Raw genomic sequence first — 12,336 nt, forward strand, 5'->3', positions numbered from 1 at the left:
GGACGGTTCTCGAACTTGGGCAGCGAAAAACGGCGAGGGTTCGCTCGGGACCGGCTCAGCGGCGCTCGGTCAGCCACCAGTGGCGCTGCCAGGCGCGCATGACCCGCTCCGGATAATCCGTGCGACCCCGGGAGCCGTGATAGCGGGCCAGTGCCCGGGTGAGATCACCGCCCTCCTGACGCAAATAGTAGGCGAGAATGGTGCAGCCGTAGCGCAGGTTGGTGGCAGGGTCGAACAGGTCATCGTCGGCTCGCCCCAGCACGCGCTTCCAGAATGGCATCACCTGCATGAGGCCCCGGGCGCCCGCGGGCGATTCGGCGTCGGCGCGAAAACCGCTTTCCACCTGGATCACGGCGAGGATGATCCGCGGATCGAGGCCGGCCAGGCGAGCCTCCGCCCGGACCCGCCGCAACAGGGCGCGACGGCGGTGCGCGTCCGGCAGGCGCGAAGCCAGGCGTGGTGCCAGGGCGGCGACCCAGGCATCCGCCGCGGCCGATGGTGTGGCGGTCCGGGTCGCGTCCAGGGTGCGCTGCAAAGGAGCGGGCGCTGCCGGTGCCCCTTCCGCCGCCGAAGCGGTCGCGGAAGGCACTAGGCTCAGCGCCAGCAGCAGACCGGCAAGGCGCTCAGTCGGCCAGCCGCTCACGCAGGAAGTCGACCACGCTGTCGGCGGGAATCATGGTGTTGTCCGCGTCGCGACGGCCCTTGTATTCCAGCTCGTTGTTGTCGAGGCCGCGGTCCCCGATGACGATGCGGTGGGGAATGCCGATCAGCTCCTGATCGTTGAACTTGACGCCGGGGCGCGTGTCGCGGTCGTCGAGCAGCACATCGAACCCCTGGCCGACCAGCATCTCGTAGAGCCGCTCGGCGGTCTCGCGCACGCGCTGTGACTTGTGGGCGTTCATCGGCACCAGTACCACCTCGAACGGGGCGATGGCATTGGGCCAGATGATCCCGGCATCGTCGTGGTTCTGCTCGATCGCCGCGGCGACGATGCGCGTGATGCCGATGCCGTAGCAGCCCATCCACAGGGTAGCCGGCTTGCCGCTCTCGTCGAGCACGGTGGCGTTCATGGCGGTGGAGTACTTGGTGCCCAGCTGGAAGACGTGGCCGACCTCGATGCCGCGCTTGATCGAAAGAGTGCCCTTGCCGTCCGGTGACGCGTCGCCCTCGATGACATTGCGCAGGTCGGCGACGGCAGGCAGGGCCACGTCGCGTTCCCAGTTGATGCCGAAGTAGTGCTTGCCGTCGATGTTGGCGCCGGCGCCGAAGTCGCTCATCATTGCCACGCTGCGGTCGATGATGATCGGCATGTTCAGGTTCACCGGGCCGAGCGAACCGGGCCCGGCGCCCACCACGGCACGGATCTCTTCCTCGCTGGCCATGGTCAGCGGGCTGGCGACCTCGGGCAGGTTCTCGGCCTTGACCTCGTTGAGTTCATGGTCGCCGCGGACCAGCAGGGCGATCAGGCCACCCTCGGCGGCATGCACCATCAGCGTCTTGATGGTTTTCTCGATCGGCAGGTCATGCTGCTCGACCAGCGCAGCGATGGTCTTGGCGTCCGGCGTGTCGACCAGGCGCAGCTCCTCGGTGGGGGCGGGGCGCTCGCCCTGGGGCGCCAGCGCCTCGGCCTTTTCCATGTTGGCGGCGTAGTCGGACTCGGTGGAGAAGACGATGTCGTCCTCGCCGGAGTCTGCCAGCACGTGAAACTCGTGGGAGCCGGTGCCGCCGATGGAACCGTTGTCGGCGATCACCGGGCGGAAGTCGAGCCCCAGGCGGGTGAAGATGCGCACATAGGCGTCGTACATCACCTGGTAGGTGGCCATCAGCGAGGCTTCGTCGACATGGAAGGAGTAGGCGTCCTTCATGATGAACTCGCGCGAGCGCATCACGCCGAAGCGCGGCCGGATCTCGTCGCGGAACTTGGTCTGGATCTGGTAGAAGTTGGCCGGCAGCTGCTTGTAGCTGGCGATCTCGCGGCGCACCAGGTCGGTGATCACCTCCTCGTGGGTCGGGCCGACGCAGTAGTCGCGGTCGTGGCGGTCCTTGAGCCGCAGCAGTTCCGGCCCGTACTGCTCCCAGCGGCCGGATTCCTGCCACAGCTCGGCGGGTTGGACGGCCGGCATCAGCACCTCCTGGGCACCGGCGCGATCCATCTCCTCGCGGACGATGCGCTCGACCTTGCGCAGGGTACGCAGGCCGACCGGCAGCCAGGTGTAGAGACCCGAGGTCAGGCGGCGAATCATCCCGGCGCGCAGCATCAGCTGATGACTGACGACCTCGGCGTCGGCGGGAACTTCCTTGAGGGTGGCGATCAACAGTTGGCTGGCGCGCATGGGTCCGGCGTTTCCTTCAGTGACTCGTTAACGGGCCTGGTTCGGCGATTCGAGGCATTGTACGGGCAAGCCGTGAGCGCGGCAAAAATCCGTGATCTCAGCGCAGGCGCACGGTCTCGATCGGTATTTCCAGGCGTGTCAGCTGGCGCTGCCAGTCGGCATGATTGTCGACCTGTCCGGTCTCGCGCAGCGCGGCGATGGCATCGAGATCCAGGCGGGCGAACTGCCAGCCGGGGGTGTCGTCGTGGGCGCGGGTCAGCACGCCGTCGGGTGGAAAGCCGTGGTCGCAGGGGGTGTAGACCGCGGCCCGGCCGATGTTGATGTCCACCGCCGGCGACCACAGGGCCTCGCCGCTGGTCGGCGAGTGGATCACCGCGACCTGCTGTTCGATGGCGCGGGCCTGGGCGCACCAGCGGACCCGGTGATAGCCGGCTTCGGTGTCGGTACAGCTGGGCACCAGCAGCAGCTCCGCGCCGGCCTCGACCAGGCGGCGGGCCAGCAGCGGGAACTCGCTGTCGTAGCAGATCAGCACCCCCAGGCGCCCGACCGGCGTATCGAAGACCTTGAGCCCGCCGCCATGATCGGGATCGCCGGGCGCGATGCCCCACTGGCCGCGCTCGAAGCGGGTCATGAGCTGCTTGTCCTGAAAGCCGGATCGCCCGGGGGCAAGCAGCCAGGCACGATTGACGTAGCGATCCGGTGCGATGCGCCAGGGCATCGACGGGGCGAGCAGGGTGACGGCGTGGCGTTCCACCAGTGACCACCAGGTGGCGAGTGCCTCCTCGCGCAGCGCCTGCAGCGCCTCGCGCTGGGCGCGCAGGTCATCGCGAACGGGAGCGGGCAGCAGCGAGGCGAGCTCCATGCCGCCGTACTCGGGCAGCACCAGCAATTCGGCGCCGTGGTTCACGGCGTTCTGGACCCAGCGCTCGGCCTTGGCATGGAACTCGCCCATGTCGTGGAAGGCCTCGATCGGGTACTGGGCCGTGGCGACGTCGATCATCCGAGGCATGCCGGCTCCTGGTCGTCGATTTCATCGGCAGAATACCACGGCTTTCGCAAGCGGCGCAGGGTCGCCGATGCCGGACACTGGCCAGGCCAGGATGAAGAGCTTATACCAAGGTCTTACTACCAAGGGATTGGCGGACGCCTCGTTAGCATGCAATCATTTTATTGTCGACACGTTCGTGTCACGCGTTCCTTGCCATTGACGGAGAGACCAGCATGACCGTAGCCAGTATCGGGGCACGTTGCCGCCTGCCGGGTTGGGAGTCACTCAAGCGCAGCGCCGAGGAAGCCGCCGCCCTGATCGAGAATGGCATGACGGTCGGCATGAGCGGTTTCACCCGGGCCGGCGAGGCCAAGGCGGTCCCGCTGGCGCTGGCCGAGCGAGCGCGGCACGACCCGCTGTCGATCACCCTGATGACCGGCGCCTCGCTGGGCAACGATCTCGACAAGCAGCTGACCGAGGCCCATGTGCTCTCCCGGCGCATGCCGTTCCAGGTCGATGCCACCCTGCGTCGGGCGATCAACAACGGCGAGGTGATGTTCATCGACCAGCACCTCTCGGAGACCGTCGAGCTGCTGCGCAACCATCAGCTCCAGGATCTGGACGTGGCGGTGGTCGAGGCCGCGGCGATCACCGAGGAGGGCGGCATCGTGCCGACCACCTCGGTGGGCAACTCGGCCAGCTACGCGATCCTCGCCAAGCAGGTGATCATCGAGCTCAACCTCTCGGCACCCGCCGAACTCGAGGGGCTGCACGATATCTACATTCCGCAGATGCGTCCCAACCGCACGCCGATTCCGGTGGTGGCGCCCGACTCGCGGATCGGCACGCCCTACATCCCCATCGACCCGAGCCGGATCGCCGCCATCGTGGTGACCGACGGCCGTGACAGCCCGTCCACGGTGCTGCCGCCCGACGTCGACACCCAGCGCATTGCCGATCACCTGATGGCGTTCTTCGCCGCCGAGGTGGAAGCCGGGCGCTTGTCCCGCTCGCTGCTGCCGCTGCAGGCGGGGATCGGGACCATGGCCAACGCGGTGATGACCGGCCTGGCCAACGGCCCCTTCGAGCATCTGACCATGTACTCCGAGGTGCTGCAGGATTCCACCTTCGACCTGTTCGATGCCGGCAAGCTCGACTATGCCTCCGGCTGCTCGATCACCCTGTCCGAGGCGCGTGGCGAGGCGGTCTGGCGCAACCTCGACAAGTATCGTGACCGGCTGATCCTGCGCCCCCAGGAGCTCTCGAATCATCCCGGCATCGTGCGGCGGCTGGGCGTGATCGCCGTCAACACGGCACTGGAGGCGGACATCTACGGCAACGTCAACTCCACGCATGTCTGCGGCACGCGGATGATGAACGGCATCGGTGGCTCCGGGGACTTCGCCCGCAACGCCCAGCTGGCAGTGTTCATCACCAAGTCGCTGGCCAAGGGCGGCGATGTGTCGAGCCTGGTGCCCTTCGTCAGCCATGTCGATCATACCGAGCACGACGTCGACATCCTGGTGACCGAGCATGGCCTGGCGGACCTGCGTGGCCTGGCGCCTCGCGAGCGGGCGCCGCTGATCATCGAGAACTGCGCCGATCCGGCCTATCGGCCGGCCCTGCATCGCTACTTCGAGGCGGCCTGCCGGCGGGGCGGCCATACGCCGCACTGCCTGGAACAGGCGCTCGGCTGGCACCAGGCGATGGAGCGCGACGGCCACATGCGCACCCTGCGCGACGACGGCTGAGCCCTTGCGGCGCGCGAAGCGCCGATTGCCAGCCGCCCCGTTAGCGACTATCCAGAAAGAGCACGGGATAGCGCCAACGGGAGTTCGGCATGAAAACCTATGAGTGTGTCTGCGGGGCCAGGCTGTTCTTCGACAATACCCACTGCCTGGCCTGCGGCCACGAGGTCGGCTGGTGCCCGGGGTGCGCTCGCATCAGTGCGCTCGAGTCCCTGGCGGAGGGCGGCTACAGCTGCCTGCACGAGGACTGCGGCGCGGCACTGCTCAAGTGCGGCAACTATGCCGACCACGACGTCTGCAACCGGCTGGTCGCCATCGTCGACGGCCGGGCCGAGGCGCTGTGCGACTGCTGTCGCTACAACGACGTGGTGCCCGACCTGTCGATCGAGGGACACCGCGAGCGCTGGGCGGCACTCGAGGCGGCCAAGCGGCGGCTGTTCTACACCCTCGACCTGCTGGCGCTGCCGCACGGCACCGCCGATGAGGGCTTCGATCCGCCGCTGAGCTTCTCGTTCATGGCCGATGCGCTGCCGGATGCCGGGCTCTGGCGCAGCACCGCAGGCAGCGAGCGGGTGTATACCGGGCATGCCGGCGGGCATATCACCATCAACGTCAAGGAGGCCGACGACGTCGAGCGCGAACGGCTGCGCGTCGACATGAACGAGTCTCATCGCACCCTGATCGGGCATTTTCGCCACGAGATCGGCCACTATTACTGGGACCTGCTGGTCAAGGGCCGTGACGAGGACGCCTTTCGCGAGATCTTCGGCGACCCGGCGGCGCCGAGTTACGGCGAGGCGCTGGAGCGTTACTACGAAGCCGGGCCCCCCGCCGGCTGGCCGGCGGACTTCGTGTCCGCCTACGCCGCCATGCACCCGTGGGAGGACTTCGCCGAAACCTTCGCCTTCTACCTGGATATCGTCGCGGTGCTTGACACGGCCCATCACCTGGGCTTCTCGGGGATCGACCATGACGCCAGCCTGCCACGCATGCTCTCGGCCTTTCAGCAGGTGGGGCTCGCCGCCAACGAGCTCAATCGCGAGATGGGGCTGACCGATCTGGTGCCCGAGGTGGTCACCCCGACGATTCGCGACAAGCTGGCCCATGTGCATCGGCTGGTCCATCAGGCCTCGGGCTAGGTGGGTCAACCCATCGGGTCGTTCACGGGAGTTCCCGACCCGGCTAATCGGAGGGTAATTGTAGGGTCCCGGATGAACAACCTGCCGAGAGATCACGCCTAGTCGGCTTCCTCGTCATCCTCTTCCGCCGGCACCAGGCCGCGCGGGGTGTCCTCGAGACGCGCGAAATAGGCCGTGGCGATGGCCTCGTGGAGGGTATTGAAGCCGATCTGCAGCTCGTCGATGAAGGCGTGCAGCTCGTCCGGGGAGCGCGCCAGAGCCTGCATGTCGGCCTCGAGGACGTCGGCACGAACCAGCGCCGCCGCCGCCAGGGCGCGGTCGTGACGGGGCAGCGACTGCAGCTCCCAGGCCAGCGCCTCGAGGCTTCTCGCCACCGCCCGCGGGAAGTGCTGGTCCTGGAGCAGGAAGCGCAGCACGTCCGGCCCGCGGACCCGCAGGCGGACCTGCTGGCGGTACATCTGGTAGGCGGTCAGCGACTTGAGCACGCTCATCCACTGCAGGTTCTCGAAGGGGCGCAGTTCTTCCGGATCCTTGGGCAGCAGGTTGCCCGAGCGCACGTCGAGGATGCGGGTGGTCATGTCGGCCCGCTCGAGATGGCGGCCGATCTCGATGAAGGTGCGTGCCGCCGAATGGCTCAGCGTGCCCTCGATCAATCCGGTGAGCGTCTGGCAGCCGCGGATCAGGCGCTTGAGGAAGCCGTCGCGACGCCGTGGCGCGAGGCCGTGCTCGGCCTGGTCGCGAACCTCCAGATACATCTCGTTGATCTGCTCCCAGATCTCGCGGGAGACCACGTCGCGGGTGGTGCGCAGGTTCTCGCGGGCGCCGGCCAGCGAGGAGAGGATCGAGCCCGGGTTCTCGCGCTCCACGCAGAGAAAATGCACGACATTCTTCTCGTTGCGCCGGTCGTGCAGCACGGCGAAGGTCTCGTCGCTGCCGGTGATGTCGATCAGCGTCGACCAGCCCAGGGCCGTCTGATGGGGCAGGTCGAGCAGCAGGTGGCTGTTCACGCTGACCAGGCGTGCGGTGTCCTCGGCACGCTCGAGGTAGCGCGCCATCCAGTAGAGGTTCTCGGCGACTCGCGACAGCATGGCATTCACTCCCCGTCGGTCTCGACGATCCAGGTGTCCTTGCTACCCCCGCCCTGCGAGGAGTTCACGACCAGCGAATCCTTGACCAGCGCCACCCGTGTCAGCCCCCCGGTGGTGACCTGAATGTCGGTGCCGGACAGGATGAACGGCCGCAGGTCGACGTGGCGCGGTTCGGCGTGGCCGTCGCAGAGGGTCGGTGCGGTCGACAGATTGAGCGTCGGCTGGGCCATGTAGTTGCGCGGGTCGGCCTGGATACGCTCGGCGAACTCGGCACGCTGGGTCGGCGTGGCGCGGGGGCCGATCAGCATGCCGTAGCCGCCCGACTCGTTGGCCGGCTTGACCACCAGTTCATCGAGGTGGTCGAGCACGTAGCGGCGATCCTTCTCGAACATGCACAGGTAGCTGGGCACGTTGGGCAGGATGGCCTCCTGATCGAGGTAGTAGCGGATGATCTTCGGCACGAAGGCGTAGACCACCTTGTCGTCGGCGACCCCGGCGCCGGGTGCATTGGCCAGCGCCACCTTGCCGGCGCGCCAGGCGCGCATCAGCCCGGCGACCCCCAGGGTGGACTCGGGATTGAAGACCTCGGGGTCGAGGAACAGGTCGTCGATGCGGCGGTAGATGACGTCGACCCGGGTCAGCCCCTCGATGGTGCGCATGTAGACGATGTCGTCGTCATCGACCACCAGGTCCGAGCCCTGGACCAGCTCGACACCCATCTGCTGGGCCAGATAGGCATGCTCGTAGTAGGCAGAGTTGTAGATCCCGGGGGTCAGCACCACCACCTGCGGCTCGTCGTGAGGGCGCGGCGAGAGGCTGGCCAGCATGTCGTAGAGCTGGGCGCAGTAGTCGTCCACCGGTAGGATGCGGCCGGTGGCGAAGACCTCGGGCAGCACCCGCTTGGTGACGTTGCGGTTCTCGAGCATGTAGGAGACCCCCGAGGGTACGCGCAGGTTGTCCTCGAGGACATAGAGGGTGCCGTCGGCGTCGCGGACCAGGTCCGAGCCGCAGATGTGCGCCCAGACGTGGTGGGGCGGGTCGATGCCGCGACACTGCGGGCGGAAGTTGACCGACTGGGCCAGCACCTCGGCGGGCAGCACCTTGTCCCTGACGATGCGCTGGTCGTGGTAGAGATCGTCGATGAACAGGTTGAGCGCCTCGACGCGCTGCTTGAGCCCGGCCTCGGTGCGCCGCCACTCGTCGGCGGGGATGATCCGCGGGACGATGTCGAACGGCCAGGCGCGGTCGATCATGCTGCCCTCGGAATAGACCGTGAAGGTGATGCCCATGGTCTGGATGGCGATCTCGGCGGCGGCCTTGCGCTCCGACAGATCCTGTGGCGTGAAGCCGGCGAGGATGTCGCAGAGTTCCCGGGCCGCGGGGCGGGGCTGGCCGGGGGCCGCCAGGAGCTCGTCGTAGAAACCCTTGCTGCGGTAGTTCTGCCAATCGATGAGACTCATGGGCGTTACCTCGGCAGGCGACCGGCAAGCGGGTCGCGATTTCGGTCCGTTACACGCCGCGGGGGCTTTTTTAAAGCTATACCAGTTTGTGGGTGACCGCCTCTCGTCAAGCGTTGATGCGAGTTGATGCCAAATGTTGCAGGTTGTGCTGGGTGGGACCTCGGCCGATAGTGAAGGCATCCGCCGGTAGTCCCGGTATCCGCCGCGCCAACGGGGGTCGCCATGACGATTCGCGTCGCCTTGCAGCACCACACGAGTTACCACTTCGATCGCCCGGTCAATCTCTCGCCGCACCTGATCCGCCTGAGACCCGCCCCGCATTGCCGGACCCCGGTCGAGGCCTATTCGCTGACCATCGGTGGCGGCCCCCACTTCCTCAACTGGCAGCAGGATCCCTTCGGCAACTTCATCGCCCGCGCGGTGTTTCCCGAAACGCTCACGCAGCTGACGGTCGACATCGAGCTCATCGCGCCGATGACCGTGATCAATCCCTTCGACTTTTTCGTCGAGCCCTACGCCGAGACGTTTCCCTTCGCTTATCCCGAGGCGCTGGCCAAGGAGCTGGCGCCGTATCTCGAGGTGCGCGAGGCGGGGCCCCGGCTGCGCGACTGGCTGAGCGCCGTAGCGCCCGAAGCCCGCGGTTCGGTCGATTTCCTGGTCGATCTCAATCAGCGTCTGCAGCGTGACATCGCCTATCTGGTGCGCATGGAACCCGGGGTCCAGAGCTGCGAGGAGACGCTTGCCAACGCCAGCGGCTCGTGCCGCGACAGCGCCTGGCTGCTGGTGCAGATCCTGCGTCACCTGGGGCTGGCGGCACGCTTCGTGTCCGGCTACCTGATCCAGCTCGCCGCCGACGTCAAGGCGCTCGACGGCCCGTCAGGCACCGAGGTCGACTTCACCGACCTGCATGCCTGGACCGAGGTGTTCATCCCCGGGGCCGGCTGGGTAGGGCTGGACCCGACCTCGGGCCTGCTGGCCGGGGAAGGGCACATTCCCCTAGCGGCCACTCCCGAGCCTTCCAGCGCGGCGCCGATCAGCGGCTTCTCCGACGAGTGCGAGGTCGAGTTCGACGTCACCATGCACGTCGAGCGTATCCACGAGGAGCCGCGGGTCACCAAGCCCTACAGCGAAACCCAGTGGGCCGAGATCATGGCGCTCGGCGAGGCCGTCGACGAACGCCTCGCGGCCGGCGACGTGCGCCTGACCCTGGGCGGCGAGCCGACCTTCGTGTCGATCGACGACATGGATGGCGAGGAGTGGAACACCGCCGCCCTCGGACCCCACAAGCGCCGGCTGGCCGGCGATCTGCTCAAGCGCCTGCGGCGGCGCTTCGCCCCGGGCGGGCTGCTGCACACCCACCAGGGCAAGTGGTATCCCGGCGAGTCGCTGCCGCGCTGGGCGCTGGCCTGCTACTGGCGCCGCGACGGCGTGCCGCTGTGGCGCGACGAGACGCTGCTCGCCGACGCCCGCCAGGCGGGGCGCCACACGCTCGGCGACGCCCGGCGCTTCGCCGAGGCCCTGACGCGGCGCCTGGGGCTCGATCCCCGCCACCTGATCCCCGGTTACGAGGACGCCTACTACTACCTGTGGCGCGAGCGCACGCTGCCGGTCAACGTCGACCCGCGCGATTACGATCTCGACGATGACGAGGAGCGCCGCCGGCTGGGCCAGCTGCTCGAGCGGGGGCTGGGCGAGGCCACCGGCTTCGCGCTGCCGCTGCGTCATTCGCGGACACGCGCGCATGCCTGGGAAACCGGCGACTGGCCGCTCAGGCGCGACCATCTCTACCTGATTCCCGGCGATTCGCCGATGGGCCTGCGCCTGCCGCTGAGCGCGCTGCCGTGGGTCGAGCGTCCGGATTCGCCCCACCCGCAGTCGCTGTTCGAGTTTCGCCAGGTGCTCGGCGACATTCACGGCGAGGTGATGCGCCGCTACAGCGAGCTGCGCGAGCGTCAGGGCGGCGATGCCGGGCACGGCCTGCATCACGAATCCGACGACGAAACGTGGCAGGCCCAGGCCTCGCCCGAGGACGACCGCGAGGACCGCGTCATCCACACCAGCCTCTGCGTCGAGCCGCGTGACGGTCGGGTGCACGTCTTCATGCCGCCGCTGACCCGGCTCGAGCACTACCTCGATCTGGTGGCGAGCATCGAGGACACTGCCGCCGAACTCGCCATGCCGGTGATCGTCGAGGGGTATCCGCCGCCGGCCGATCCGCGTCTGGCGAAGTTCCTGATCACCCCCGACCCCGGGGTGATCGAGGTCAACATCATGCCGGCCGAGGACTGGCCCTCGCTGGTCGCCCATACCGAGACCCTCTACGAACAGGCCCGGCAGTCGCGGCTGGGCACCGAGAAGTTCATGCTCGACGGCCGTCACACCGGCACCGGCGGCGGCAATCACGTCACCCTGGGCGGTGCGACGCCCGCCGATTCGCCGTTTTTGCGCCGCCCCGACCTGCTGGGCAGCCTGCTCACCTACTGGCAGCATCATCCCAGCCTGTCGTACCTGTTCTCGGGGCTGTTCATCGGCCCCACCAGCCAGGCGCCGCGGGTGGACGAGGCCCGCCACGAGGCGCTCTACGAGCTGGAGATCGCGCTCTCGCAGATGCCCGAGGGCGAGGTGCCCCAGCCGTGGCTGGTCGATCGCCTGCTGCGCCACCTGCTCACCGACATCACCGGCAACACCCATCGCGCCGAGTTCTGCATCGACAAGCTCTATTCGCCGGACAGCGAGACCGGCCGGCTGGGGCTGGTCGAGCTGCGCGCCTTCGAGATGCCGCCCCATGCCCGCATGAGCCTGATGCAGATGCTGCTGATCCGCGCCCTGGTGGCGCGCTGCTGGGAGCGCCCGTATCGCGGCAAGCTGGTACGCTGGGGTACGGCGCTGCACGACCGCTGGCTGCTCCCGCACTGCCTGTGGAACGATCTCGGCGACGTGCTCGACGACCTGCGGCGTCACGGCTTCGACTTCCGGCAAGAGTGGTTCGCGCCGTTTCTGGAGTTCCGCTTCCCGGTGCACGGCCGGGTGGCCTACCGTGACGTTCGGCTCGAGCTGCGCCAGGCGATCGAGCCCTGGCACGTGCTCGGCGAGGAGAACGCCGGCGGCGGCACCGCGCGCTACGTCGACTCTTCGGTGGAACGCGTGCAGGTCCGCGTCGAGGGCATGAGCGGCGATCGCTACGCGGTGACCTGCAACGGCCGTCGGGTGCCGCTGACGCCCACCGGTCGGGTCGGCGAGGCGGTCGCCGGGGTGCGCTTTCGGGCCTGGCAGCCGCCGTCGGCGCTGCATCCGCGGATTCCGGTGCAGGCGCCGCTGGTCTTCGACGTCGTCGATACCTGGAACGCGCGCTCGGTGGGGGGCTGCACCTACCACGTCTCGCACCCGGCCGGACGCAACTACGAGACCTTTCCGGTCAACGCCAATGAGGCCGAGGCGCGGCGTCTGGCGCGTTTCCGGGCCGAAGGCCATACTCAGGGGGCCATGAGCGCACCGCCCGAGGCGCCAAGCCTGGAGATGCCCATGACCCTGGACCTGCGACGCATGCCGTGAACGGCCGGCCCGGGGATCGGGGGGGCGG

8 protein-coding genes are annotated in these 12,336 nt (G+C 68.1%); 3 read left to right on the plus strand and 5 right to left on the minus strand.

Annotation, left to right across the window (positions count from 1 at the left end):
* Positions 1-55: 55 nt before the first annotated feature.
* The 3 genes from G7A98_RS16825 to G7A98_RS13180 form a co-directional block, all read right to left on the minus strand.
* The gene (locus tag G7A98_RS16825; RefSeq protein WP_163650140.1) at positions 56-643 is read right to left on the minus strand and encodes a lytic transglycosylase domain-containing protein; all 588 of its coding nucleotides are present in this window, start codon (positions 641-643) and stop codon (positions 56-58) included.
* The gene (locus G7A98_RS13175) at positions 624-2,333 is read right to left on the minus strand and encodes a proline--tRNA ligase (protein WP_163650141.1); all 1,710 of its coding nucleotides are present in this window, start codon (positions 2,331-2,333) and stop codon (positions 624-626) included. Before G7A98_RS13175 ends, G7A98_RS16825 begins: the two co-directional genes overlap by 20 nt.
* A 97-nt stretch (positions 2,334-2,430) precedes the next feature.
* Positions 2,431-3,342, minus strand: coding sequence for a carbon-nitrogen hydrolase family protein (locus G7A98_RS13180; protein WP_163650142.1), 912 nt, complete (start codon positions 3,340-3,342; stop codon positions 2,431-2,433).
* Positions 3,343-3,554: 212 nt separating this feature from the next.
* On the opposite strand from G7A98_RS13180, the gene G7A98_RS13185 reads away from it, so the two are divergent.
* Positions 3,555-5,072, plus strand: coding sequence for an acetyl-CoA hydrolase/transferase family protein (locus tag G7A98_RS13185; RefSeq protein WP_163650143.1), 1,518 nt, complete (start codon positions 3,555-3,557; stop codon positions 5,070-5,072).
* Between the two features lie 89 nt (positions 5,073-5,161).
* The gene (locus G7A98_RS13190; RefSeq protein WP_163650144.1) at positions 5,162-6,208 is read left to right on the plus strand and encodes a putative zinc-binding metallopeptidase; all 1,047 of its coding nucleotides are present in this window, start codon (positions 5,162-5,164) and stop codon (positions 6,206-6,208) included.
* Positions 6,209-6,306: 98 nt separating this feature from the next.
* On the opposite strand, the gene G7A98_RS13195 is transcribed toward G7A98_RS13190, so the two are convergent.
* On the minus strand, positions 6,307-7,296 hold the full coding sequence (locus G7A98_RS13195) for an alpha-E domain-containing protein (protein WP_163650145.1): 990 nt from the start codon (positions 7,294-7,296) through the stop codon (positions 6,307-6,309).
* Between the two features lie 5 nt (positions 7,297-7,301).
* A complete protein-coding gene (locus G7A98_RS13200; protein WP_163650146.1) occupies positions 7,302-8,756 on the minus strand; it encodes a circularly permuted type 2 ATP-grasp protein in 1,455 nt (484 codons plus the stop codon).
* Positions 8,757-8,978: 222 nt separating this feature from the next.
* On the opposite strand from G7A98_RS13200, the gene G7A98_RS13205 reads away from it, so the two are divergent.
* Entirely contained in the window at positions 8,979-12,308 is a 3,330-nt protein-coding gene (locus tag G7A98_RS13205; protein WP_163650147.1) for a transglutaminase family protein, read from the plus strand.
* Positions 12,309-12,336 lie beyond the last annotated feature (28 nt).

It is taken from the genome of Modicisalibacter sp. 'Wilcox' (assembly GCF_010993675.1).
GTDB classification, from domain to species: Bacteria; Pseudomonadota; Gammaproteobacteria; order Pseudomonadales; family Halomonadaceae; genus Modicisalibacter; species Modicisalibacter tunisiensis.